Here is a 23,589-nt window from a genome sequence, read left to right as displayed (position 1 = left end):
AATCCTTGACGAGGGTGACCCGGTTGTCCAGGCTGTGGGGCGGACGAATACGTACGTGCATCAAGGAGCCGCCTGTCATGACCGAATCCATCCACCCGTCCCGGCGCGCCGTCGTCACGGCACTCGGTGCGGCCGTCGTCGCCCTGCCGGCCTGGCCGGAGACGGCACGAGCGGCTGACGGCACGGCCACGTCGGCCACCGACGGCCCGCTGCTCGACACCCACCCGGCCACCGAGCCCTCGGGTACCCATGTGCGCGAGGTCGGCGGCACCCACGTCGTCTTCCAGTACGGCACGGTGCTTCCGGCCTTCGACGGCTGGCGCACGCACGAGCCCACACGTGAGTACCTGTCCCTCGACAAGCGATGGCGCTTTCGCTTCGACCCCTCCGACCAGGGACTCGGCGAGGGCTGGCACTCTCCGCACTTCGACGACCGGTCCTGGGGCCGCATCGACGTCCCGGCGGCCTGGGATCTGCTGGACACCCCCGGCTTCGGCTCCGAGACCGCCCCCTTCGGCAAGGGCACGGCGTTCAGCGACGGCTACGCCTGGTACCGCACCACCGTCGACGTGCCCGCGTCCTGGCGTGCCCGGCACGTACGCATCGCCTTCCTGGCCGCCGGCTACAGCGCCGAGGTGTGGCTCGACGGCACGCACCTGGGCAAGCACGAAGGCGCCAACTCGCCATTCGCGCTGCCGGCCGCGGGGGCGCTCCGGCCTGGGACCCGCCAGACGATCGCCGTGCGCGTCTTCCGCCGGGCGAGCTACACCGACTACACAGCCGCGGCCTTGCAGCCGGTCACCGACGACCACGAACTGCCGTACAAGCCCGTCGACTACTGGCCGTACGCGGGACTGACACGGTCCGCCTGGATCGAGGCGGTCCCGCAGGTCACCATCACGAAACTGCTCGTGTCCGCCGCGCAGGGGCGCCTGGAGGCTCACGCGGTCGTCGAGAACCACAGCGCCACCGACTTCGACGGCCGGCTCACCCTGGATCCCGGCCGCGGGAGCGGCGGGCAACCCGTTGTGGCTGCGGCACGGATCGCGGCCCGGTCGGCCGGCGTCGTACGTGTCTCGGTCCCGATACCCCAGGCACCGCGCTGGAGCCCGGCTTCGCCGCACACGCTCACCGCCCGCGCCACCCTGACCGCTGGAAGAACCTCGGGCTCACGCGTGGACACCCTGTCCACCGTGTACGGCGTCCGTGAACTGAACATCGCGGAGGCCCAGTTGCGGCTGAACGGCAAGCCGCTGTTCCTCAAGGGGCTCAACTGGCACGAGGAGACGGCCGCGCACGGCAGGGCGATGACGCCGGCCGAGTACGACCGGGAACTGGGACACATCACCGCACTGGGCGCCAACTTCATCCGCAACTGCGTCTACAACCGCCACCCCTACGTCTACGACTGGGCGAACGAGCACGGCGTGCTGGTGATGGACGAGATCGACACCATGTGGCTCAACACCGCCCAGGAGAAGCTCCAGACCGAGCGCTACGGCCTCGCCCGCGCCCTGGCTCTGACGATGGCGTGGAACCAGCACAACAACCCGTCGGTGATCCTGTGGGGTCTGCAGAACGAGTCGGAGATCGACGCCGACGGCGCCCCGGTCTACCGGGCCTGGCTCGCCGACCTGAAGGCGGCCGTGAAGGCGGTCGACCTCACCGCACGCCCGGTGACCTGGGCCTCCAACACCAGCAACGACCCTGCCTTCGACCTCGCCGACGTGATCGGGTTCAACGAGTACTTCGGCTACTTCTACGGCAAGGACGCCGACCTCGGCCCCACGCTGGACGCGGTGCACGCGAAGTATCCCGGCAAGCCCATCCTGATCACCGAGAACGGAACGTGGTCCATTGCCGGCACCCACGGCCCAGGCACCACGCAGGGCACGGAGGAGTGGCAGGCGGCGAGCTTCACCGCGCACTGGGCGCAGGTGACCGCGCGCAGCGAGTTCGTCGCCGGCTTCACCTACTGGGTGCTCAAGGACTACAAGCAGCGGGCCGGGTACAACCAGTCCTACAACGGCATCTCCGTCATGGGTCTGGTCACCTTCGCCGAGGAGCGGCCCAAGCTCGTCTACGACGTGTTCCGCAAGGCGTCGAATCCCAGGGGCAGGTGACCTGACGTGGTGCGGCAGAAGGGGGAGGGACGTCTGTCCCTCCCCCTTCTGCCTGCGAGCGCTCAGCCCTTCACGCTGCCCTCGGTCAGACCGCTGCGCCAGAAGCGCTGCAGGGCGACCATGGCGATCATCAGTGGGACGACGGAGACGAAGGCACCTCCGACGGTCAGCTGATAAAGCTGCGGTTGGCGGTCGGCGAAGGACTGCCACGACGTCAGGCCGAGCGTGATGGGGTACAGCTTGGAGTCGGACAGCATCACCAGCGGCAGGAAGTAGTTGTTCCAGATGCCGACGAACTGGAAGAGGAAGATCGTCACCAGGGCAGGGGTCATGATGCGCATGGCGACGACCGTGAAGATGCGGACCTCTCCGGCGCCGTCGATCCGGGCCGCCTCCAACAGCTCGTCCGGTATGGATGCCGCGGCGTAGATCCGGCACAGGTACACGCCGAAGGGGCTGACGAAGCTCGGCAGCAGTACGGCCCAGTAGGTGTTGGCCAGGCCTGCCTTGCTGAACAGCAGGTACATGGGCAGGGCCAGCGCCGTGGCGGGGATCAGGACGCCACCCAGCACGACGTTGAAGATCGTGTCGCGGCCGGTGAAGGAGAACTTGGCCAGCGCGTAGCCGGACATCGCGGCCAACAGCGTCGCCACGCCCGCGCCGACGCCCGCGTACAGCAGGCTGTTGGCGGCCCAGCGCAGGTAGATCGCATGGTCGTAGGTGACCACCTGGTGCAGGTTGCTCAGGAACCGGGGGTGGGAGAACCACAGACCGAAGCTGCCGAACAGGTCACCGGTGGACTTGGTGGAGGCCACGGCCAGCCAGTACACCGGGAGCAGGAAGTACCCGGCGGCCGCCGTGAGCAGGCCGATGACCAGGATCCGACTGCGCGTGGTGACCCCGGTGATGCCGGCGCGCGGCGCGGTGCCGCCGTCCTCGGAGGCCGGCGTCTCGTCCCCTCGCGGGACGGTGCGGGCCGGTGTCTGGAGACTCACGCGTCCCCACCTCTCTTGTTGATCAGCCGCAGGAATCCGAAGGAGAGCACGAACGCGGCGAGGGCGAGCAGCACCGCCTCGGCGGCGGCGAGGTGGTAGTTGTCGTTGGTGAACGCCTCGTTGTAGGCGCTGAGGTTGGGGGTGTAGGCGCTGTCGATGCTCGATGAGACGGGCTTGAGCACCAGCGGTTCGGCGAACAGTTGCAGCGTGCCGATGATGGTGAAGACCGTGGTGAGGATCAGCGCCGGGCGCAGCAGCGGCAGTTTGACGTGCCGGACCGTCTCCCACGCACTGGCGCCGTCGATGCGGGCGGCCTCGTACAGCTCCGCGGGGATGGTCCGCAACTGGGCGACGAGAACGAGGACGTTGTAGCCGGCGAACTCCCAGGTGACGATGTTCGCGATGGACCACAGAACGGTGTGTCCGCCCAGCAGATCGACCGATATCCCCAGGTGGCTCATGCCGTCCACGAGGGGGCTGACTCCGGGGACGTACAGGAAGCCCCACAAGATGGACGCGATGACCCCCGGGACGCCGTAGGGCAGGAAGAAGGCGGCGCGGAAGAACCGCACGCCTCTGGCCGAGGCGGTGTCCAGCAACAGCGCGAGCCCGGCGGACAGCACGACCATCACCGGCACCTGGACGACCGCGAACAGCAGTACGCGGCCGATGCTCTGGAGGAAGGCGTGGTCGGACAGCGCGTCGGAGTAGTTGCGCAGCGCCACGAAGACGGTACGGGTGCCGCCGAGCCCCAGGGCTCCGGTGTGCTCGTCGTCCATGACGCTCTGGTAGACGGCGTAGCCGATGGGCACGGCGAAGGTCAGGAGGAACAGCAGGAGGAACGGCGCGACGAAGGCGAAGGGCGCCAGGTTTCTGCGGCGGCGGGGCGCTCGGGTGGGCATGAGGATTCTTTCTGGAGTCCGGAGGGGAGAACGGCGGCGGCCGTGTCGCGCCTCCGGAGGCGGTCACTGGCCGGTGGAAACCTTCAGGCCCTTCCTCTTCAGGTCCTCGACGGTCTGCTTCTGCGCCTGCCGGACCGCGGAGACGAACGTGCCCTTGCCGGCCACGGCGGCCTGGAAGCCGTCGTTGAGGTGCTGGTAGGTGGCGTCGATCGTAGGTATCCACTTCCACGAGTTGTCGATGCTCTTGTCCGACTTCGCGAAGACCTCGTTGTACTTCTGGCCGCCGAAGAACGGTGACGGCTTGTCCAGCGAGGAGCCCTTGTACCCGTCGGCCGCCGCGGGCCAGCCGTAACCTCCCTGCAGCAGCAGGTCGACGCTGGCGGGGTCGGTGTTGAGCCACTCGGCGAACTTCAGGGCCTCGGGGATGTGTTTGGCGCCCTTGAGGACGGCCGTGGAGGATCCACCCCAGTTCGCTGACGAGTTCGAGCCCTTTGTCCACTGCGGCATGGGCGCGACCGCCCACTTGCCCGTGGTCTGCGGAGCGTTCCCGCTGATGATGGCGTCGCCCCACTGGGCACTGACCCACGAGGTGATGCCACCGCTCTGCAGGTCCTTGTACCAGCCGTTGGCGAAGTCGGGTTCGGTCTTGATCACTCCCTTGCTGCGCAGGCTGTCCCAGAAGGCGGCGACCTTCAGGGTCTGGGGGGAGTCGATGTTCACCGACCACGTGTCGCCGTTCACGCCGAACCACTTGGCGCCGGCCTGCCAGGCGAGCGCGGTGAACCAGGCGGAGTTGCCGGCAGGGAAGGTGCTGATGTAGGCCTTCGGATCGGCCTTGTGGATCTTCTGCGCCGCCTGGGCGAACTCGTCCCAGGTCGCGGGCGGCGCGATGCCCCACTTCTTGAACAGGTCGGAGCGGTAGAACAGGCCCATCGGACCAGAGGCCTGGGGAATCGCGTAGACCTTCGAGTCGAAGACCCCCTGCTGCCACTGCCAGTCCACGAACTTCGACCGGTCCTTGTCCACGCCGTACTGGGACAGGTTCACCAGGCCGTTCTCCAGCAGGAACGAGGGGATCTCCTGGTACTCCACCTGCGCCAGGTCGGGCGCGTTGCCGCTCTTGAGCGCGGCGCGCATCTTCGCGTAGCCGCCGCTGCTGCCGGCCGGGATCTTCTCCAGCTTCACGTGGATGTCCGGGTGGGTGGCGTTCCACTTGTCGACAGCCTTGTCGACGCCGGGAACCCACGACCAGAAGCGCAGGTCGACCTTCTGGCCGGGCTTCGCGGGGGCCTGTGCCTTGTCCTGCGCATCGCTCGAACCCCCGCAGGCGGAGAGGAACAGGGAGGCGGTGGCAAGGGTGACGGCGAGTGCGCCCCGGCTTCTGCGGCGGGGTGTGGTGCGGCTCATGGGAGGAGGTCCTTCCTGGCTTCGTACCGAAGCTGCTTGGTGCGTGCCGGTCAGTCTCGGAGCGACATCGCCATGCCGTCAAGATATATTCATAATTAATTGAAACAGCTATGGTGGGTCCGTAGCCAGGAGCGAAGGGGAGACGCACGTGATGACGGAATGCCGCAGGATGACGGAGCGCGTAGCGGTGATCACCGGTGCGGCGCACGGAATCGGCGCGGCCACGGCCCGCAGACTCGCGGCCGAAGGGGCAGTGGTCGTGGTCACGGACGTGGACGACACGGCCGGCAAGGCGGTCGCGGCAGACATCGCGGACAGCGGCGGACGCGCGGAATACGTGCGCTGCGACGTGACCTCGGCCGCCGACTGGGAGAACCTGGCCCGGCACGTCGAAGAGCACCACGGCCGACTGGACGTGCTGCACAGCAACGCCTTCGCCCAGCTCAACAAAGCGGCACACGAGTTGAGCGAGGCAGAGTGGGACGGCCAGATGGCGGTGCTGCTCAAGCCGGCCTGGCGCGGGATGAAGACCTTCGCGGTCCTGCTCCGCGCGTCGCAGGGCTCGGTCGTCCTCACCTCCTCGGTGCACGCGGTCATCGGCCTGCCCGGGCACGCCGCCTACGCCGCCGCGAAGGGCGCGCTGTGCTCACTGGGCAGGCAACTGGCCGTCGAGTACGGTCCCGACATCCGGGTCAACACCGTCCTGCCCGGTCCCATCCTCACCGCCGCCTGGGACGGCATCCCGGAGCCCGACCGGACGCGCAGCGTGGCCGCGACGGCGGCCAAGCGCTTCGGGCAGCCGGAGGAGGTCGCATCGGCCGTCGCCTTCCTGGCATCGGCGGACGCCTCCTATGTGACCGGCGCGAGCCTGGTGGTCGATGGAGGATGGAGCGTCATGAAGGAGTCCTCGTGAGCGTCGCGCACCGCGCGGTGGGCCAGACACAAGGACCGATACGGAAACGGAGAACGTGGTGACCCATCCCCCCAAGGGGCTGCACGGTCAGGCCGTGGAGGAACTGGGCCGGCGCATCATCCGCGGCGACTACCCCCCGGGCTCCGTCGTGGACCCGGTCAAGTTCGAAACCGAACTCGGGGTCAGCAAGACCGTCGTGCGTGAGGCGCTGCGCGTGCTGGCGGCCAAGGGCCTGCTGGAGTCGAAGCAGAAACGTGGGACGACCATCCGGCCGCGCGCCGACTGGAACCTCCTCGACAGCGACCTGCTGCGCTGGCAGGGAAGCAGCGCCCCCACCGAGGGGTTCCTGGACGACCTCGCCGAGGTCCGCGCGATCGTCGAACCTGCCGGGGCCCGACTCGCCGCGGCCCGCCGCACCCCCGCCGACCTGGACGCCCTGCGGCAGGCACTGGACGCCATGGCCGCGGCCGGAACGGACGCGGAGGCGATGGTCGAGGCGGATCTGGCCTTTCACCGCGCCCTGCTGGAGGCCGCGCACAACGAACTGCTCAGCCGGATGGAGGTCGTCATCGAGGCCGGCCTGCGGGTGCGCGACCGGATCGTGCACGGAGCCCGGCACTTCTCCGACTCCATTCCTGTCCACCAGGAACTGCTCGACGCGGTCGAGGGGGGCGATCCGGACGCCGCGGTGGCCGCCGTCGAATCCCTGCTCGCCCAGGCGTCCCACGACCTGGCCGCAGTACAGGCCCAGGACGACCACAACCACGACCACCCCACGACCGACCCGCTCCGCGAGGAAACTCCTTGAAGATAACCGGACTTGAGACGTTCCTGGTGGCTCCACGCTGGCTGTTCCTGCGGATCGCCACCGACGAGGGTGTCACCGGATGGGGCGAGCCCGTGATCGAGGGCCGTGCCGAGACCGTACGCGCCGCGGTGCACGAACTGGCCGACTACCTCGTCGGCCGGGACCCGCTGCGCATCGAGGACCACTGGCAGGTGCTCACCAAGGGTGGCTTCTACCGGGGCGGCCCCATCCTCTCCAGCGCCGTCGCCGGCATCGACCAGGCCCTGTGGGACATCGCCGGCAAGACCTACGACGTCCCTGTGCACCGCCTCCTCGGCGGCCCGGTCCGCGACCGCGTACGGATGTACGCCTGGATCGGCGGCGACCGTCCCAGCGAGGTCGCCGAACTGGCCCAGGAACAGATGAAGGCCGGTTTCACCGCCGTGAAGATGAACGGCTCGGCCGAACTCGCCCCGATCGACACCCCGGCCCGCACCGCCGAAGTCGTCGCCCGCGTGGCGGCCGTCCGCGAGGTGCTGGGCGACGAACGGGACATCGCCGTCGACTTCCACGGCCGGGCCTCCACCGCCATGTCCCGCCGACTGCTGTCCCAACTGGAGGAACTGCACCCGCTGTTCGTGGAGGAACCCGTCGCACCGGAACACTCCGGCCAGCTGCGCAGCCTGGTGGAGTCCACCAGCGTTCCTCTCGCCACCGGCGAACGCCTTTACTCCCGCTGGGACTTTCGCGAGGTCATGACCAGCGGCATCGCCGTCGCCCAGCCCGACCTCTCGCACGCCGGCGGCATCTCCGAGGTCCGCCGCATCGCCGCAATGGCCGAGACGTACGACGTCACCCTCGCCCCGCACTGCCCCCTGGGCCCGATCGCCCTGTCCGCAAGCCTCCAGATCGCCTTCTCCGTACCGAACTTCCTCATTCAGGAACAGAGCATGGGCATCCACTACAACCAGCAGTGCGACCTGCTGGAGTACGTGATGGACCCAGGACCCTTCCGCTTCCAGGACGGATACGCGGTCGCGAGCACCCGCCCCGGTCTCGGCGTCGACATCGACGAGAAGGCGGTGCGCCGGGCCGCCGAGACCGGACACCGCTGGCGCAACCCCATATGGCGGGGCGCCGACGGGGCCTTCACCGAATGGTGAGCATCCTCAGGCCCCCACACCGCGAACCGAAGGAGAGCCGGGTCCCATGAACCTGGTGGAATCACTGCGCGCCCACCGCCTGCTGGCGATCGTACGGGGCAAGGACCCCGCCGCGGCCCTGCGCACCGTACGCACCCTCACCGAGGAGGGCGTCGCGGCCATCGAAATCTCCCTGACCACCGCCGACGCGCTGACCGTCATCAGGCAGGCCCGCGCCGAACTCGGCCCCGACGCCCTCCTCGGCGCCGGCACCGTCCGCTCGGCCGCGGACGCCGCCCGAGCCGTGGACGCCGGCGCGTCCTACCTCGTCACCCCGGCACTCGTCGACGGGCTGGCGGCCTGCGGCGTGCCTGTGCTGATGGGCGCGGTGACACCGACCGAGATCGAGACAGCTCTCGCACGAGGTGCCGACGCCATCAAACTCTTCCCCGGCACGCTCGGCGGCCCCGGCTACCTGCGGGCCCTGCGCGACCCCTTTCCCGAGGTGCCCTTCGTGCCGGTCGGCGGAGTGGACGCGCAGGCGGCCCGCGACTACCTGGAGCGCGGTGCGATCGCCGTCGGCGTCGGCTCACCTCTGGTGGGCGACGCGGCCGACGGCGGCGACCTCGACCAACTCCGTTCCCGTGCAGCGGAGTTTTGCACGGTGGCTGCCGGAGGGACGCCATGACGACATCGGCTGCGCCCGAGGTCGTCACCTTCGGCGAGACCATGGCGGCGCTGCGCGCCCACGGCGCACTGCGGCTCGGCGGCAACCTGGGCCTGTCCGTCGCGGGAGCCGAGTCCAACGTCGCCATCGGCCTGGCCCGGCTCGGACACCGGGTGCGCTGGGCCGGCCGGGTCGGGGCGGACGAACTCGGCGCGCTGGTCCTGCGCACCCTGCGTGCCGAGGGCGTCGACATCGAGTACGCGGTCACCGACGACACCGGCCGCTCCACAGGACTGCTGCTCACCGAACCCCGCCTGGGCACACTCACCCGCGTCAGCTACTACCGTTCGGATTCCGCCGGTTCCGCCATCTCCCCGGCCGACGTCCTGGCCGCCCTGGCCGCGGCACCCCGCATCCTGCATCTGACCGGCATCACACCGGCGCTCGGCCCGACGGCGGCCGACGCCGTCCTGGCCGCCGCCACCACCGCACGCGAAGCCGGCATCACCGTGTGCCTCGACGTCAACCACCGCTCCCGGCTGTGGACCGCCGACCGCGCCCGCGCCACGCTGCGGCCGCTGCTGGCTCGCACCGACCTGCTCATCGCCTCCGAGGACGAACTCCCGCTGATGCTGGAACACCCCGGCGCGAACGAAGCGGACGCGGTGCGCGGCGTCCTGGCGGAGGGAGTCGGCGAGGTGGTCGTCAAGCGGGGCGCGAGGGGCGCGACCACCTTCACCGCGGACGGGGCGAGCGACCGCGCGGCGCGACAGGTCGACGCTGTGGATCTGGTCGGCGCGGGCGACGCCTTCGTGGCCGGATACCTGTCCGGACTCCTCGACGGCGCGGACGTGCCGGCCCGGCTGGACCGGGCCGTCACCACCGCGGCGTTCGCCGTCGCCACCCGGGGCGACTGGGAGGGCCTTCCCACCCGGGACGAACTCGGCCTGTTCGACCAGCCCGACGGCATGACCATCCGCTGAACAGGAGACGGAACATGACCTCAACGGCATTGTCAGCGGCGGTCGTCGTGGACGGAGCGTACGAACTCGCCGAGGGCGGCCGCTGGTTCGACGGCCGGTACGTGTACGTCGACATCCTCAGTGGCCGTCTCTTCCAACTGCACGAGGGCCGCGACGGCGCCACACCGACGCAACTCGCTTGTCTTGACGTTCCGTTGGGCGCCGTCGCGCCGGTGTCCGGCCGACCGGGCACCTGGATCGCCGCCGCAGGCACCGGCATCGCACTCCTGACCCCCGACGGCCCCCTGCAGTGGCTGGACCGCCCCGAGGACCGCACTCCGGCTCCCAGCCGGATGAACGACGGCGTCGCCGACCCCGCAGGGCGTTTCTGGGCCGGCAGCATGGCCTACGACGGCACCCCCGGCGCTGGCTCGCTGTACCGAACGGACCTGGACGGCACCGTGGTCCGCGTGCTCGACGGCCTGACCATCGCCAACGGCCCGGCATTCACCGCCGACGGCACGACCATGTACCTGGCCGACACGGCAGTCGGCACGGTGTTGCGCTGCGGGGTCGATCCCGTCTCGGGTGACCTCGTGGGCAGCCCGGAGGTGTTCGCCCGGCTGCAGGACGGCGAAGGCAGTCCCGACGGTATGACCCTCGACGAGGAAGACTGCCTGTGGGTCGCGCTGTGGGGCGCCGGCGCGGTCCGCCGGTACCACCCCGACGGCCGCCTGCTGCACACCCTGACCGTCCCCGCTCCGCACCCCACATCCGTGTGTCTGCCCCCCGGCACCAACCGCCTCTTCGTCACCACCGCCCGGTACGGGGTGACCAACCCGACCGCGACCTCCGGCGCCGTTCTCGGCTTCCCCGTACCGGTCGGGGGAACGGCCGCCGGTTCCTGGCAGGGACGGCTCTGAGTCCCGCATCGGTCCGGCATCACCGCACCGGCCACCAGCCCTATCGCCTCCCTGCTGCTCCCGCAGGGCGCGTTTTCCCCCTGGTCGTCGTTCGCGCATGCCCAGGGCAATCCCTTGGGCCGCTCGAGCGCCCTCAACGCCAGGGTGAACCGGGTACACGGCCCACTGGTAGCCACCTTCAACGTCTTGACTGAGGCCCGAGCGTGCAGTCGTGCGACGGCGGTGTCGAAAACGTGTCGCCGCGGCGCCACTGGCCGGGGTGGCTGTCGGCGGCCGTGAGGACAATCTGGCTGAGGGAGCCGCTGAGCGGACCAGGTGGGCTTCCACGGCCTGGTCGCCTCCGACCGGGGGGCCGTCCGCGGCCGGGCATTGCACCAGGCCAGGTGATAGTCGAACCTCTCATCGCCGCCTCCGACGTCCTTGGCACGGCGCTGGTTCGGTGCCGTCGCCATGGAGGCCGGGCCAGCAACCGTCGACCGTGCTGCTGGCCGGGACGGACTTGGAGATGCCCGGAACGCCGTACTGCCACACGGCACTACCGGAGGGCTCAGCCCGCCCGAGGGCCGACGCTGCGCCACCAGAAGTCGGTGACCTCGGATCCGGACATCGGTGGGCGAAGTAGGGCACCGCGTAGGGGTCGGTCCCCGGCTCGCCGTCATCGGTTTGTTCGCCGCGGCCTCGCGCGGTCGGCGCCCATGGCGCCCCAGCGGCTCGCTGTTTGGGCTTGTGTGTCCTGCCGGATGCGCAATCTGAGCAATTGCTCCTCTTATGCGGGTGGCAGGTGTGCTCAACGTCGGGACTGCTGGTGGTCGACTTCAGCGCCCTGTGACCGGCCCACTGTGCGCGTACCTGCTGGGCACGGCGGGGGCCAGGGGTCCGCGCGCAGCGCGTCGAGCCCGGCGGCGTCGAGAGCGCACGGTGGTCCGGGACCTGGACGGCGGTGGCACGATTCCTGCTGCACGACTCCGACTGGACCTCGGCCCCGGGTGCCTGGCGGTCCGCCCTCGGTGCGCTGCGATGCCTCCTGGACAGCTGCGACCGGCGCGGACTCGCTGTCGGGCCGTTGCGCGAGCACGGAATCCGACCGTCCGTACGTCCGCACGGGGCAGTGCCGTGGGTGAGCCGCGCGGCGATTTACTTGAGTTACGCAACGATATGGTAAACTGGCTGGTATGCCCACAGAACCGCTGCCAGACGTCCCCGCCGCCACCCCGGAGGTCGTGGAGATCGAGCGCGCCCTGACGCGCATCACCTACCTCAGCACCCGGGCCCGTCAGCACGAGCGGCTGATGGCCCTGGCCGGGGTGCCGCTGGACCGCGCCGCGGTGGCCCTGCTGCGCCAGGTCGCGGACTCCGAGCCGCTACGCCCGGGGGAACTGGCACAGCGGCTCGGGGTGGAAGCGTCCCACGTGACGCGCACGGTGCAGCAGCTCCAGCGGTCGGGCCACGTCACCCGCGTCCCCGACCCCGACGACCGCCGCGCCCAGCGGATCGAGCTCACCGACGCCGGCCGGGGCGCCGTCGACCGGGTTCGGGACGCCGGGGCGCGGGGCATGCAGCTGGCCCTGAACGGCTGGGAGCCCGAGGAACTGCGGCAGCTGGCCGTCCTCTTCCACCGCATGGTCGACGACTTCCTGTCCTACGCGGTCGAGGACGAGGCCGTTCAGGAGACCACCGGGACGGCGCCCCCGGCCTCCCGGACCGCGTGAGGCGCTGCGCGGACACGGCGACGGCCGACCCGGCGCGGTGCGGGCCGGTACCGCCCGGCAAGAGGCGGCGGCAGGTCGCCAGAGGAGGCTTCATGGCCCGGTCCGAACGTTCACCCATGCTGCTCGCGGGACTGCTCGCCACCGCCGGTGCCGCCCACTTCGCGGTGCCGAAGCAGTTCGACGCGACGATCCCGAAGGCGCTGCCGGGATCCCCCCGGGCCTGGACGTAGGGCAGCGGGGCCGTGGAGCTGGCACCGGCGGCGGGGATCGCCCTGCCGCGTACCCGCAGGGCGGCGGCCCGGGCGGCCGCCGCCTTCTTCAATCGCCCAGGACCGCACCGTCCTGGAGGTCTCCGCAGCGAGCTGCGCATGAACACCCACGCCGACCGGGCGCTGGCCGCCCTGCGCGCTCATCCCTGACCTGCTCGTAGTGCATGGGCAGGCCCACGCTCACCCCGGGGTTGAGGCGGCCGCCGGACAGCAGGTCGACGGTCGCCAGGTCCTCGGCGAGCCGCAGCGGGTTCTCCCAGCCCAGCGGGATCACCGCGGTGCCCAGCTCGATGCGGCTGGTGCGGCGATGACCCCGGGCGACCTCCTTCAGGTCCGGCAGCGTGGCGTCCCAGAGACCAGGGCGAAACGGCGGCGCGCGATCCGCTCGACGCCCTCAGCGCCGGTGCCCGCCACACCCGCGACGCGGTAGCCGGCCAGTTCCAGGGTGGTGGTCAGCAGATCGGTCTCGGCGGAGTCATGGCCGACGATCAGGACGTCCCGTCCGCCGCCCGCGCGACGGTGGCGGCGACGGCCGCTTCTCGGGGTTCGCTCGCCCGACAGGCCCCTCTCATGGTGACGCGGGCACATGCCCAGGAACTTGCGTGAGTCAAGTAAAACACTTAGCTTCCTTTCATGTGGAAATCGGTGCGGCGTGCCGCGTGGGCCACGGTCCACCTTTTTCTGGCCGCCGCAACGGCATTCGGGATGTGGATCTTCATCACCGTCCTGCTGATCACCGCGATCGGCACTCTGGCGGTCGTCGGTGTGTGGCTGCTGCCTGAGACGGTGCTGCTGATCCGGCGGATCGCGGGAGCCAAACGCAGCCTGACCGCCGCCTGGACCGGGGTGAAGATCCCCGAGGTGTACGGGCCGCTGACCGGGACCGTGCGCGAGCGGGTGGTGACAGCCGTGCGCGACCCCGGCACCCGGACCGACGCGCGCTGGATGCTCGCGTACTGGTTCTACGGCGCGTTGCTCGCCCTCGCCGTGCCGCTGTGGCCGGTGGGGCTGGTTGTCGACGGCGTGCTCTGCGGGCTGCTGCGCCGCGAGGCGGTCGTCCTGCCGCTGATCGTGCGGCTCGCGGACCTGGAGGCCGACTGGTCGACCGCGCTGCTCAAACCGTCCCCGCAGGCACAGCTCGCGGCCCGGGTCCAGGAACTGGCCGCGACCCGCGCCGACGCGATCGCCGCGCACGAGGCCGAACTGCGCCGGATCGAACGGGACCTGCACGACGGGGCCCAGGCGCAGCTGGTGGCGCTGTCCCTGCGGATCGGACTCGCCCGGCGCGCCTACGGCGGGGATCACGAGAGCGGGCTCCGGCTCCTCGACGAGGCCCAGGAACAGGCCGAGAAGGCGCTGACGGAGCTGCGGCAGGTGGTGCGCGGCATCCATCCGCCGATCCTGAGCGACCGCGGCCTCGCCGGCGCGGTCAGGGCGCTGGCGGCGGGCAGCGGCCTCGAGGTCGCCGTGGACGACGGCGGTCTCGACGAGGGGGTGCGGGCGCCCGCGGCGGTGGAGGCGGCCGCCTACTTCGCGGTGGCCGAGTCGCTGACCAACGTCGCCAAGTACAGCGGGGTGTCCCGGGCCGAGGTCCGGCTCGTACGGGTGCGCCGCGGCCTGCGGGTGCGGGTCCTGGACAGAGGGCGCGGCGGTGCGGACGAGACCGGCGGCTCCGGGCTGCTGGGGATGCGGCGGCGGGTCGCCGCGCTCGACGGAACGATGGAAGTGTCCAGCCCGGTCGGCGGGCCGACCGTGATCGAAGTGGAGTTGCCGTGCGTGTGGTGATCGCCGAGGACAACGCCCTCCTGCGGGAGGGGCTGGTCCTGCTGCTGACCTCGTCCGGGCATGACGTCGTGGCCGTCGCGAGCAGCGGACCCGAGATCATGCCCGCCCTCCTGGAGCACCGGCCGGACGTGGCCGTCCTCGACGTGCGGATGCCCCCGGGCTTCCGCGACGAGGGGCTTCGAGCGGCGCTGGAGGCCCGGGAGCGGATCCCCGGGCTGCCGGTCCTGGTGCTCTCGCAGTACGTCGAGGAGTCGTACGCCGGTGAGCTGCTGGGCGGCGGCACCAGCGGGATCGGATACCTGCTCAAGGACCGCGTCGGCCGCGTCGACGAGTTCCTCGACGCGCTGGAGCGGGTGGCCGCCGGCGGTACCGCGCTGGACCCCGAGGTGGTCACCGAACTCCTCACCCGCCGCAAGGACTCCCCGCTCGACTCCCTCACGCCCCGCGAACGCGAGGTGCTGGGGCTGATGGCCGAGGGCCACGACAACGCGACCATCGCCAGGACCCTCGTGGTCACCGAACGGGCGGTGCACAAGCACATCGGCAACGTCTTCCTCAAGCTCAACCTCCCACCGAGCGACAGCGGACACCGCCGGGTACTGGCCGTCCTCGCCTGCCTGGCCCACACCCCGCAGGCCTGAGCGGGACACAGCGACAGGGGCCGCCCGCCGGGGCGGCCCCTGCGTCGGTTCAGTACGTCGCGGCGGGCTCCGGGGCATGCGGTTCCTCGGCCGCCGGCCCGGTCGCGGCGTGCGAACGCACATCGCGACAAAATACCGGTGGCGCCGCCGGTCACTCAGCGCGAACATGTCTGCCCGTACGCACTGGCAGGTCGTCGGGACCGGTTTGGAGGTCGTCGCGGAGCAGCACGCTCACGTGGCGGGCAAAGCCAGGGCCCGGCAGGGGGATCTCGAAGGGGAGAGCACACCCGGGGTGCACGCCGGGTCCTCCAGCGGCTCGCCCCCCCTCGTAGCGGTAGTGGCACGCGCCGGCTGCCGGGCTCCGCACGGCTGTGTGGACCCCCGTTGTCTTCGGCTTCCCAAAATGGCCCGTAAGCGGTTGAAGCGATTTGTTCCACTTCAAAAAGAGGGGGTCCCTTTGCACGCTCGTCTTGCCGTCTCAGCCGCGCCGTTGCCAAGGCCGGTGTCTTCTTCAGCGCACCAACTGCCTCCGCGGCGACGCTGCCGTCGACCAACGCCGCGCACCACTGCATCAGCCACAGCATCGGCACGCGCGGCTGGACGCACCACCAAAGTGCACGGTGATGCGCCGGGCGGAGCGGGCGATCCGGGCTGGACACATGGACCAGGTGGGCGCGGAGGGTGGCGGTGGTGGCTTTGGCGTGGAAAGCCGAGGTCAGCGAGCCGGCTGCACGCAGCAGGTTGTTGGTCATCGCCCACAGGGTCAGCCTGGCCCCAGCTCCGACACAGGCTCTGCCGACGGTGACCGGCCGTCCGGCACGACAGGTGTCAGTGCGCCACCCAGTCGGCCACGGTCATGACGTCCGCCTGCTGGGGAAACACCTTCTCGGTGAGCACCCGGTGTACTTCCGGGTCGGCGTCGAGGCATCCGTCGCACAGGACGGTGAGGCCGAAGTCCAGGTCGGCCGCCTGGCGCAAAGTGGACAGCACGACGCCACTCGTGGCAATGCCGGTGAGGACGAGGCGATCGATGTCACCGGCCCGCAGAACCATGTCGAGGTCGCTGCCGGCGAAGGCGCTGACGCGTCGCTTGGTGACGAGGATGTCGCCGGCTTCGGGAGCCACGTCCGGATGGATCCGCGTGGCCCTATCGTCGCCTGCCGGTGCCGCCGGGTTGCCTGCGAGCGCGCCGAGCATCTTGTTGCGGGCGCTGACTTCCGGATATCCGGGGCGGAATCCGACGACTGCGTAGATCACGGGGACGCCGCCCGCACGGGCGGCATCAATCGCCTGGCGCAGGCGGGGCAGATAGCCGGGATCGGGGTAGCGGTCGACGACGACCTGCTGGACGTCCATGACGAGCAGCGCTTGCTGGGACACCGTAGCTGTTCCTTCGGGTAAGTCATCAGGTGATTACTTGGTAACGTAAGCCCGCCCTGGGAGCGATGTCAACGATCGATTACTTACTGTCAGGCGATTTCGACGAACGGGAGAGGTCTGCGCTGGTGACACCGAAAGGAGCCGGTCCGCCGCCCGACGACGCGGCAGCGATGAACGGTCGAACAGATGCCGGCGCCGACTCCCGGCCGGCCAGCGAACCACGGCGGCGGGACGCCGTGGCGACTCGCCGGGCGCTGCTCCGAGCCGCCCGCGGCCGGTTCACACGCCTGGGGTACGACCGCACCACACTGCGGGACGTCGCCGCGGACGCAGGGGTCAATCTGGCTCTCATCAAGCGGTACTTCGGTTCCAAAGAGGGCCTGTTCAAGGCGGCACTGGCGTCGACACCCCGGTTCCTGGGAGGCGAAACCGAGTTCCCCCGCGACCGTGCCGCGCTGGCCGAGGCCCTCAGCCGCCAGTTGGCGGCCGGGGCCTGGGCGGAGTTCGGTGAGCATCCGGTGCTGATGCTGTTGCGAGACTCCGGCGACGAGCAGGTGGACGACCTGCGCCGACGTGCCCTCGACGACTTCAGCCGACAAGTGCTCGAAGCCTCGGGCACACCCTCGGAGCCGGACGACGAACGCCTGCTGAGGGCGGAGCTCCTGGTCGCACTCGGCGTCGGCGTCGCCGTCCTGCGCTCCGCCGTAGGGCTGCAGCCCCTGGGTGACGCAACGTCCGACGAGCTCCTCGGCCCGCTGCGCGACGTGATCGACGGCCTGCTCACGCCCCCGCGTTGAGCCTCCGGGCCGACGGGGGGTGTAGCCCGCTACGCCACAGATCGGGGAGAGCACTCCCTCGTGGCGGCGGGCCGGTGCCGGGATCGTTGAACTCACAAGGTCAGCGGCTCCCCGTCGGGGAGGCCCCGGTTCGCTCTCCCCCGAAAGGAAACTCACATGAAGGCGCTGCTGTCGTCCCGGCCCGTGCTGTGGTTCCTGTTCCTGTTCAACCTCACCGTCGCCGTGGCCGCACCTCTCGTGGTCGACGGCACCCAGGGCTACCTCACCAGCGTCGGCATGGGCGTGGTCTCGCTCGGGGCGGGCATTGGCCTGCTCCGGAGCCGCACCCAGCGAGCCTGACCGCCTCTCTCGCGCACACAGTGGCCGGCGAACGGGCTCCCCCAGTCCGTTGACGGGCCCGACCCCGTCCGCGCCTGTGCGCGCCAGGCCAGCCACTGGATGTCGGTGCCCGCTCGCGGCTGGCCCAGCACAGCCCGAAACTTGCTTGACTTAAGCAATCCAATCTGCTTGCCTAAATTAAGCAATCAATTCTCAGCAACCTGCTGTACGGCCCTCTCCATCCGCAGGAGCGTCTTCATGCGGGCTACGCCGGACTGGTCGTTCCCCTCTGGCAGGCCCAGGGACAGCTCGCCGGGTCGGACCTGCATAAGAACGGCGTACGACCGTGACTGCCCAGCTGACCTGCTCCTTCGTCACCGCGCTCGCAGCGGGCGTGACCGCCCTCATCGCCTCCTGGCGGGGCTGGGGTCAGCGTCCCGGTTGATCCGCCGCGACGCCTCCGTTCCCGGCATCACGTCCGGGCGCCCGGACCGGGCCGCCCCTGGCGGAGGCGGTCCACCACGCCGGTCCTGTGGGGACGGTGACCAGCGCACACACCCGGCCCCGGCGGACGGTCTTCCGCCTTCGCCGCCGAAGTCGGCCCCTCCGTATCTCATGAAAGCGACTACTCCGATGACCACGATGAAGTCCGTCCTGACCGGCGCCCAGAACCACATCGCCATAGTGGACGTCGAACGCCCGGCGCCCGGGCCAAAGGACATGCTGATGAAGATCCGCGCCTGCGGTATCTGCGGCACCGACACCTTCTTCCTGCACCTCGGCGGCATGCCGACCGGGGCCGACGGCTCGACGCGTTCCATTCCGCTGGGCCACGAACCGGCCGGCCAGGTGGTCGAGGTGGGAGCCGAGGTGACGGGCCTGCAGGTCGGCGACCGTGTGGTCGTCAACCCGCAGGGCGCCCCGTCCGGCATCATCGGCTGCGGCGGCGAGCTGGGCGGCATGAGCGAGTACCTGCTCATCGAGAACGCCGAGGTCGGCAAGAGCGTCGCGGTGTTCCCGGACACCGTGCCCTTCGACGTGGCCGCACTGAACGAGCCGATGGCGGTCGCCCGGCACTGCGTCGCACGGTCCGAGGCCAAGCCGGACGACAAGGTCGTCGTCTTCGGCGCCGGGCCCATCGGACTGGGTGCCACGATCTGGCTGAAGCTGCGCGGTGTGCGGCACGTCGTGGTCGCCGACGTCATCCCCGAGCGGCTTCAGACCGCGCTGGCCGTCGGCGCCGACGCCGTCATCAACTCCGCCGAGGAGGACGTCACCGCCCGTCTGACGGAGCTGCACGGCGAGGCGGCCAACGCGCTGGGCCAGCCGCGAGCGGGCACCGACATCTACATCGACGCGGCCGGCGTCGCCGCTGTGTTCAACGCCACCGTCGATGCCGCGAAGTGGGGCGCCAAGCTGGTCATGGTCGCTGTACAGAAGAAGGGCGCCGATATCGACCTCGGCGGCATGCTGCGCAGCGAACTGACCCTCATCGCCTCACAGGGCTACCCGACCGAGATCTTCGAGGTCACGCCGGAGATCGTGGAGCACCACGAGCGGTTCGCCAAGCTGATCAGCCACCGGGTCCCGTTCACGGAGGCCGACCGCGCCTTCGAGCTGGCCATGACACCGGGAGCGGCCGAGAAAGTCGTCGTCACCTTCGGCAACGAGGTGTAGCCCACGGCGGACGGACGCGGGGTGCCGCCACGAGCTCCATCGCGGCGGCACCCCGCGTCACGCACACGGCACCGGTCGGACTCCGCCGCACGATCCCCGCCCGTCATCGCCGCCGCGCTCCTCGCCTGCTCTTTTCCCGGCAGCGTCGTCGTGCTCCCCGGCGATGACCTGCAGATCCCTTGGTGGCCCGGCGTCCCCCCTGACCGGGGTGTCCTGCGCGGCACTGATGTGGCGCCGTCGCCGTCCGCGTACCGCCGTGGCCGTGACCTTCGTCTGCGCGACGGCCATGGCCCAGCTCGGCTACCTCCTCACCGTCCTGTTGCTGGGGCCGCTCATGGTCGCGCTGTACTCGCTGGCCGTCGGCACCAACCGCAGGACAGCGAACACCTTCGCCTTCACCGGCCACTCCTGCCGTCACCACGACGGCGACGGCGAGCACCTGGCCCGCCCCGCGGCGGGACGGACAACGCAACAGCCACGCCGCCGAGACCGCCGCGCCGCCGGGAAAGGCACCGGCCATCGCGTTGGCGGCCAAGGTCGTGGACGTCATCCTGCCCAGACTCCACCGCACACCGCCCGTCCGCAGCAGCCATCGCGGCACTGCGGCGAAGCACAGGAGTGACAGCGCCTCGAAGGCCATGGCGACCACCACACCGAAGGGCCTCACCCGCGCAATCAGGTGGTACGCCTCCGCCAGTTCACGCCGTCGGGAGAGAGCGACCAGGGCTGCGGCCACGCCGATGAGGGCGGCGCAGGTCCACCAGAGCCAGCCCAGCCGTGCGGCGGAGCCCCGCACGAGCCCTCCGTCACCGGCCCCGGCCTCTGGCTGCGGCATGGATCGTCGCTTTCGGGAGTCGACACGGACAGGTCCGACAGCGGCAACAGCGGCAGCGGATTCAGCGGAGGGTACGCCATCCTCTCACCGCACCGCGTCCGCCGGGAGCCGTGTTCCGCGCGGCACGGCGGCAGCGGCGGAACGGACCGCATCCACAGGACCGACGTCTCACCCGCCTGGGCGACGCCCAGGCGGAGAGTCAGGTGCGGCGGTCCGGCGAGACCTGTACGACGGGTTTCAAGCGACGTACGGTCGCGACCGCATCGTGGCCGGTGGCACCCCGGCCATTTCGGTCCGCGCCGGAGCACCCGCCGTCGCTACGTCCCGCACGGACGGCTGTCGTACGGAGGCGGCCACACGGTCGGTCAGTACGGAGCGGCCGGGGAGGCGTCCACATCGGCGCCGACCGTCATGACCGACCTCCTTCGACACGGGTGCGTTCTCATGATCTCCGGCCCCCGAGGGCAGTCGTTCCGGCCACTCGGCCGTGCGCGTGGGCAGGACTTCTCAGGCTGCGCCGACCGGCGACGCGGGGGAGGATGTCCACTGAGGGGGTGACCACGCGGCCGGGGTCGAAGACCCCGCCCTCGACGCTGTTGAGCGAAGTGGTGTTGACATGGCCGAACCATCACCAAGCCCTGCCTGGCGGCGGATACCCGAGGACGTGGCCGGCGCAGCCGCCACGGTGGCACGGGCTGCCGGGCATGCGGTCCTCCATCCGAAGTCCACGGTCGAACGGGCACGCCGTCTGCCGGACATCGTGCCCGCGCTGGGCCAGGCGGTGAAGCCGATCCTGACCGGGCGTGTGGACGACTGGCGTGGCGAGTACGCCTACACGCTGGGTGAGCAGGCGTTCGTCTACGGGTTTCCGTACATCTACAACGCCAAGCTGAGGCACGACTGGGTGACGCAACCGCGGAACCCCTCGACGGTTCCGTACGCACCCGTCAACCATTTCTGGCATGCCGAGCGACTGCTGGACGCGACCTACCGCGACGGCGGATGCCCCAACAACGACACCCTGTACTCGGCGGCCTGGGTGCACCTCGGCGCCGAGCCGGTCATCCTCTCCCACCCCGACATGGGTGACCGGTACTTCACCTTCGAACTGGTGGGGATCACGTCCGACAACTTCGACTACGTCGGTCAACGCACCACCGGCTCGGGCGCGGGCAGCTTCGCCCTGGTCGGTCCGGAATGGCAGGGAGAGCTGCCGGCCGCGGTGCGGCGCATGAAGAAGGCCCCCAGCCCCTGGGTTCTCGTCCTCGGACGCACCCTCGTCAACGGCCCCGACGACGTGCCGCGGGTGCGGGAACTCCAGGAGCAGTACCGGCTCACCCCGCTCAGCCTGTTCGGCAGGCCGGACGCGAAGGTCCCTGAAAGCCGTGACGTCCTGAAGCCGGTCCTGGCCGAGGAGGATCCCCTGGGGCCGTGGAAGACGCTGAACGCCATGCTCGCCGAGAACCCTCCGCCGTCCCATCACCACGTGCTTCTCCAGCAGTTCGCCCAGATCGGGGTGGGCCCCGGACTCGACGTCGAGGCTCAGCCCGACGCGGTGAAGCGAAGCCTGATCCGGGCCTCCGCCGTCGGCGTGCCCCTGCTCAGACAGCAGATCCTCAGCGGCGACTGGGCGCACCTCGTGCACGGCTGGCGCTACCCTCCCCCGCAGATGGGACGCTTCGGCGACGACTTCCTCAAACGCGCCGCCGACCAGTCGCTCATCGGCATCACGGCCAACGACCCCGCCGAAGCGGTCTACCTCCTCAACTTCGACGACGCGAACGGCGACAAGCTGGTGCCCGAAGGCCGCTACGAACTGCACTTCCCCGGCGGCTCCCTGCCACCGGTCGACGCCTTCTGGTCGCTGACCGCCTACGGGGAGGACATGAACCTCATCCCCAACCCGGCCGACCGCTACTCGGTGGGCGACCGCAGCAGCGGTCTGCGGTGGGACGCGGACGGCGGACTGACCATCCACCTGCAGAACGAACCGCCCGGCGAGGACCGGGAGGCCAATTGGCTGCCCACCACGAAGAAGGGCGCCTGGTTCGTGGCCCTGCGCATGTACCGGCCCCGCCCGGAGGTGATCGACGCGACCTGGGAGTGTCCCCCTCTGACCCGGGTCGCCTGACCCGCAGCACGTCGGCAGAGAGTCGCCCCCGCCCCCGCAACCGGGAGTCCTCTCCGGGAAACCTGGAGGGTGGGGGCGGTGCTCCCCGGTGCGGGCGAGACCGGGCGGACGGATGATCGAAGGAGGCCCGGAGGAAGGAGGGGCCGATGCGAGGGAAGGCCATCCGGAAAGACGCCCACCTCCCGGTTGCCCCGAATCTGAGTGACCACCACGCCGAGTGCGCGGGTTTCTCGTGGTCGCGGGCGCGGGCCCGCTGTTCTCCGCCTTCGGCCCGGACCCGGTGGCCCAGCGGCTCCGGCTGAGCGACGCCCGGGTCCTGGTCACCACGGCGGAGCTGTACCGCAGGAAGGTCGCCGGACAACGCGACGCACTGCCTGGTCTGCGGCACGTGCTGATCGTCGGCGACGGCGCGGACGCGGCGGCCTGCACGCTCTCCTTCGACGCGCTCATGGCCGACGCGGACGACACGTTCACCATTGCGCCCACCTCGCCGGACGACATGGCCCTGCTCCACTTCACCAGCGGGACCACGGGCACCCTCGAGGGCGCGGTGCACGTGCACGAGGCCGCCGTCGCCCACTACGTGACCGCGCGGTACGTCCTCGACCTCCACCCGGACGACGTGTACTGGTGCACCGCCGACCCCGGCTGGGTCACCGGCATGTCCTACGGGGTCGTCGCCCCGCTCATGCACGGGGTCACGGTCGTCGTGGACGAAGGCGACTACGACGCCCGCCGCTGGTACCGGATCCTCGCCGCGCAGCGGGTGAGCGTCTGGTACACGGCGCCGACGGCGCTGCGCATGCTGATGCGGACGACTCCCCGGACCGGGCCGTACGACCTGCCCCGCTCGTTCGACCTGAGCGCGCTGCGGTTCATCGCCTCGGTCGGCGAGCCGCTCAACCCGGAGGCCGTGCTGTGGGGGCGGGACGTGCTCGGGCTGCCGGTGCACGAGAACTGGTGGCAGACCGAGACCGGCGCCATCATGATCGCCGACTTCGCCGCCTGCGACATCCGCCCCGGCTCGATGGGACGGCCGCTGCCCGGGGTCGAGGCCGCGTAACCCCTGACCGACGCGGAGGCCACGGCGGTGGTCAAGGAGTCGATCACGCGGATCGTTCCCGACGCCGACGTCGGCCTGGCCCGGCCGGACGACAGGTTCCGGGACGTGCTCGAACTCGGCTCGCTCGACTTCCTCGGCCTGGTGGAGCTGCTGTCCGAGCGCA

General features: G+C 70.5%; 21 protein-coding genes and 3 pseudogenes. 18 read left to right on the top strand and 6 right to left on the bottom strand.

Annotation, left to right across the window (positions count from 1 at the left end):
• Positions 1 to 77: 77 nt before the first annotated feature.
• Positions 78 to 2,123 (top strand): glycoside hydrolase family 2 protein, encoded by a 2,046-nt coding sequence (locus tag ACZ3KP_RS02455; protein ID WP_467495744.1) that lies wholly within the window; start codon positions 78 to 80, stop codon positions 2,121 to 2,123.
• 62 nt (positions 2,124 to 2,185) lie between these two features.
• Here the strand turns inward: ACZ3KP_RS02455 and ACZ3KP_RS02450 are convergent, their stop codons facing one another.
• The 3 genes from ACZ3KP_RS02450 to ACZ3KP_RS02440 form a co-directional block, all read right to left on the bottom strand.
• Entirely contained in the window at positions 2,186 to 3,118 is a 933-nt protein-coding gene (locus ACZ3KP_RS02450) for a carbohydrate ABC transporter permease (protein WP_467495742.1), read from the bottom strand.
• On the bottom strand, positions 3,115 to 4,020 hold the full coding sequence (locus tag ACZ3KP_RS02445; protein WP_467495740.1) for a carbohydrate ABC transporter permease: 906 nt from the start codon (positions 4,018 to 4,020) through the stop codon (positions 3,115 to 3,117). The genes ACZ3KP_RS02450 and ACZ3KP_RS02445 overlap by 4 nt, the downstream gene beginning before the upstream one ends.
• A gap of 63 nt (positions 4,021 to 4,083) precedes the next feature.
• Positions 4,084 to 5,427, bottom strand: a complete 1,344-nt coding sequence (locus ACZ3KP_RS02440; protein ID WP_467495738.1) for an ABC transporter substrate-binding protein — start codon at positions 5,425 to 5,427, stop codon at positions 4,084 to 4,086.
• A 169-nt stretch (positions 5,428 to 5,596) separates the two neighbouring features.
• Here ACZ3KP_RS02440 and ACZ3KP_RS02435 point away from each other — a divergent pair, with 169 nt between their 5' ends.
• The 9 genes and pseudogenes from ACZ3KP_RS02435 to ACZ3KP_RS02395 all read left to right on the top strand — a co-directional run.
• Complete coding sequence (locus ACZ3KP_RS02435) at positions 5,597 to 6,340, top strand: SDR family NAD(P)-dependent oxidoreductase (RefSeq protein WP_467495737.1); 744 nt, start codon at positions 5,597 to 5,599, stop codon at positions 6,338 to 6,340.
• 55 nt (positions 6,341 to 6,395) lie between these two features.
• Positions 6,396 to 7,148, top strand: a complete 753-nt coding sequence (locus ACZ3KP_RS02430) for a FadR/GntR family transcriptional regulator (protein WP_467495736.1) — start codon at positions 6,396 to 6,398, stop codon at positions 7,146 to 7,148.
• Positions 7,145 to 8,290 carry a galactonate dehydratase gene (gene dgoD / locus ACZ3KP_RS02425; protein ID WP_467495735.1) on the top strand — a complete coding sequence of 382 codons (1,146 nt, stop codon included), beginning with the start codon at positions 7,145 to 7,147 and terminating at the stop codon, positions 8,288 to 8,290. The genes ACZ3KP_RS02430 and dgoD overlap by 4 nt, the downstream gene beginning before the upstream one ends.
• A gap of 46 nt (positions 8,291 to 8,336) precedes the next feature.
• Positions 8,337 to 8,957 (top strand): bifunctional 4-hydroxy-2-oxoglutarate aldolase/2-dehydro-3-deoxy-phosphogluconate aldolase, encoded by a 621-nt coding sequence (locus tag ACZ3KP_RS02420; RefSeq protein ID WP_467495733.1) that lies wholly within the window; start codon positions 8,337 to 8,339, stop codon positions 8,955 to 8,957.
• Positions 8,954 to 9,919 (top strand): sugar kinase, encoded by a 966-nt coding sequence (locus tag ACZ3KP_RS02415; RefSeq protein WP_467495731.1) that lies wholly within the window; start codon positions 8,954 to 8,956, stop codon positions 9,917 to 9,919. Before ACZ3KP_RS02420 ends, ACZ3KP_RS02415 begins: the two co-directional genes overlap by 4 nt.
• A gap of 14 nt (positions 9,920 to 9,933) precedes the next feature.
• Entirely contained in the window at positions 9,934 to 10,821 is an 888-nt protein-coding gene (locus ACZ3KP_RS02410) for an SMP-30/gluconolactonase/LRE family protein (RefSeq protein ID WP_467495729.1), read from the top strand.
• 1,172 nt (positions 10,822 to 11,993) lie between these two features.
• Positions 11,994 to 12,530, top strand: a complete 537-nt coding sequence (locus ACZ3KP_RS02405; RefSeq protein WP_467495727.1) for a MarR family winged helix-turn-helix transcriptional regulator — start codon at positions 11,994 to 11,996, stop codon at positions 12,528 to 12,530.
• A gap of 92 nt (positions 12,531 to 12,622) precedes the next feature.
• A pseudogene (locus tag ACZ3KP_RS02400) lies at positions 12,623 to 12,850 on the top strand (hypothetical protein); the annotation flags it as partial.
• A 1-nt stretch (position 12,851) separates the two neighbouring features.
• Positions 12,852 to 12,949 (top strand): annotated as a pseudogene (locus ACZ3KP_RS02395) (peroxiredoxin); the annotation flags it as partial.
• Here the strand turns inward: ACZ3KP_RS02395 and ACZ3KP_RS02390 are convergent.
• Positions 12,942 to 13,109: pseudogene (locus ACZ3KP_RS02390) on the bottom strand (LLM class flavin-dependent oxidoreductase); the annotation flags it as partial. The pseudogenes ACZ3KP_RS02395 and ACZ3KP_RS02390 overlap by 8 nt on opposite strands.
• Before the next feature lie 17 nt (positions 13,110 to 13,126).
• Entirely contained in the window at positions 13,127 to 13,387 is a 261-nt protein-coding gene (locus ACZ3KP_RS02385; RefSeq protein ID WP_467495726.1) for a hypothetical protein, read from the bottom strand.
• Positions 13,388 to 13,432: 45 nt separating this feature from the next.
• On the opposite strand from ACZ3KP_RS02385, the gene ACZ3KP_RS02380 reads away from it, so the two are divergent.
• A complete protein-coding gene (locus ACZ3KP_RS02380) occupies positions 13,433 to 14,584 on the top strand; it encodes a sensor histidine kinase (RefSeq protein WP_467495724.1) in 1,152 nt (383 codons plus the stop codon).
• The gene (locus tag ACZ3KP_RS02375; RefSeq protein WP_467495723.1) at positions 14,572 to 15,225 is read left to right on the top strand and encodes a response regulator; all 654 of its coding nucleotides are present in this window, start codon (positions 14,572 to 14,574) and stop codon (positions 15,223 to 15,225) included. The genes ACZ3KP_RS02380 and ACZ3KP_RS02375 overlap by 13 nt, the downstream gene beginning before the upstream one ends.
• An 828-nt stretch (positions 15,226 to 16,053) precedes the next feature.
• Here the strand turns inward: ACZ3KP_RS02375 and ACZ3KP_RS02370 are convergent.
• Positions 16,054 to 16,605 carry a cysteine hydrolase family protein gene (locus ACZ3KP_RS02370; protein ID WP_467495721.1) on the bottom strand — a complete coding sequence of 184 codons (552 nt, stop codon included), beginning with the start codon at positions 16,603 to 16,605 and terminating at the stop codon, positions 16,054 to 16,056.
• Between the two features lie 65 nt (positions 16,606 to 16,670).
• Here ACZ3KP_RS02370 and ACZ3KP_RS02365 point away from each other — a divergent pair, with 65 nt between their 5' ends.
• The 6 genes from ACZ3KP_RS02365 to ACZ3KP_RS02340 all read left to right on the top strand — a co-directional run bounded on the left by ACZ3KP_RS02365 (position 16,671) and on the right by ACZ3KP_RS02340 (position 23,426).
• Complete coding sequence (locus tag ACZ3KP_RS02365; RefSeq protein ID WP_467495719.1) at positions 16,671 to 17,402, top strand: TetR/AcrR family transcriptional regulator; 732 nt, start codon at positions 16,671 to 16,673, stop codon at positions 17,400 to 17,402.
• A gap of 156 nt (positions 17,403 to 17,558) precedes the next feature.
• Positions 17,559 to 17,741 (top strand): hypothetical protein, encoded by a 183-nt coding sequence (locus ACZ3KP_RS02360; RefSeq protein WP_467495717.1) that lies wholly within the window; start codon positions 17,559 to 17,561, stop codon positions 17,739 to 17,741.
• A gap of 612 nt (positions 17,742 to 18,353) precedes the next feature.
• Entirely contained in the window at positions 18,354 to 19,397 is a 1,044-nt protein-coding gene (locus tag ACZ3KP_RS02355) for a zinc-dependent alcohol dehydrogenase (protein ID WP_467495716.1), read from the top strand.
• 163 nt (positions 19,398 to 19,560) lie between these two features.
• The gene (locus ACZ3KP_RS02350) at positions 19,561 to 20,019 is read left to right on the top strand and encodes a DUF7134 domain-containing protein (RefSeq protein ID WP_467495714.1); all 459 of its coding nucleotides are present in this window, start codon (positions 19,561 to 19,563) and stop codon (positions 20,017 to 20,019) included.
• An 877-nt stretch (positions 20,020 to 20,896) separates the two neighbouring features.
• Entirely contained in the window at positions 20,897 to 22,363 is a 1,467-nt protein-coding gene (locus ACZ3KP_RS02345; protein ID WP_467495712.1) for a DUF1254 domain-containing protein, read from the top strand.
• A 217-nt stretch (positions 22,364 to 22,580) separates the two neighbouring features.
• On the top strand, positions 22,581 to 23,426 hold the full coding sequence (locus ACZ3KP_RS02340) for an AMP-binding protein (RefSeq protein ID WP_467495710.1): 846 nt from the start codon (positions 22,581 to 22,583) through the stop codon (positions 23,424 to 23,426).
• Positions 23,427 to 23,589 lie beyond the last annotated feature (163 nt).

Source organism: Streptomyces sp. NPDC020958, assembly GCF_055562175.1.
This window is presented reverse-complemented; position numbering and strand designations above follow the sequence as displayed.

What these genes read in the sequence shown, in the direction of transcription:
- ACZ3KP_RS02360 (WP_467495717.1), top strand. Translation starts at nt 17,559, where the DNA reads ATGAAGGCGCTGCTGTCGTCCCGGCCCGTGCTGTGGTTCCTGTTCCTG.
- ACZ3KP_RS02455 (WP_467495744.1), top strand. Translation starts at nt 78, where the DNA reads ATGACCGAATCCATCCACCCGTCCCGGCGCGCCGTCGTCACGGCACTC.
- ACZ3KP_RS02355 (WP_467495716.1), top strand. Translation starts at nt 18,354, where the DNA reads ATGACCACGATGAAGTCCGTCCTGACCGGCGCCCAGAACCACATCGCC.
- ACZ3KP_RS02380 (WP_467495724.1), top strand. Translation starts at nt 13,433, where the DNA reads ATGTGGAAATCGGTGCGGCGTGCCGCGTGGGCCACGGTCCACCTTTTT.
- ACZ3KP_RS02445 (WP_467495740.1), bottom strand. Translation starts at nt 4,020, where the DNA reads ATGCCCACCCGAGCGCCCCGCCGCCGCAGAAACCTGGCGCCCTTCGCC.
- ACZ3KP_RS02350 (WP_467495714.1), top strand. Translation starts at nt 19,561, where the DNA reads ATGACCTGCAGATCCCTTGGTGGCCCGGCGTCCCCCCTGACCGGGGTG.
- ACZ3KP_RS02420 (WP_467495733.1), top strand. Translation starts at nt 8,337, where the DNA reads ATGAACCTGGTGGAATCACTGCGCGCCCACCGCCTGCTGGCGATCGTA.
- ACZ3KP_RS02410 (WP_467495729.1), top strand. Translation starts at nt 9,934, where the DNA reads ATGACCTCAACGGCATTGTCAGCGGCGGTCGTCGTGGACGGAGCGTAC.
- ACZ3KP_RS02365 (WP_467495719.1), top strand. Translation starts at nt 16,671, where the DNA reads ATGTCAACGATCGATTACTTACTGTCAGGCGATTTCGACGAACGGGAG.
- ACZ3KP_RS02435 (WP_467495737.1), top strand. Translation starts at nt 5,597, where the DNA reads ATGACGGAGCGCGTAGCGGTGATCACCGGTGCGGCGCACGGAATCGGC.
- ACZ3KP_RS02415 (WP_467495731.1), top strand. Translation starts at nt 8,954, where the DNA reads ATGACGACATCGGCTGCGCCCGAGGTCGTCACCTTCGGCGAGACCATG.
- ACZ3KP_RS02405 (WP_467495727.1), top strand. Translation starts at nt 11,994, where the DNA reads ATGCCCACAGAACCGCTGCCAGACGTCCCCGCCGCCACCCCGGAGGTC.
- ACZ3KP_RS02440 (WP_467495738.1), bottom strand. Translation starts at nt 5,427, where the DNA reads ATGAGCCGCACCACACCCCGCCGCAGAAGCCGGGGCGCACTCGCCGTC.
- ACZ3KP_RS02385 (WP_467495726.1), bottom strand. Translation starts at nt 13,387, where the DNA reads ATGTGCCCGCGTCACCATGAGAGGGGCCTGTCGGGCGAGCGAACCCCG.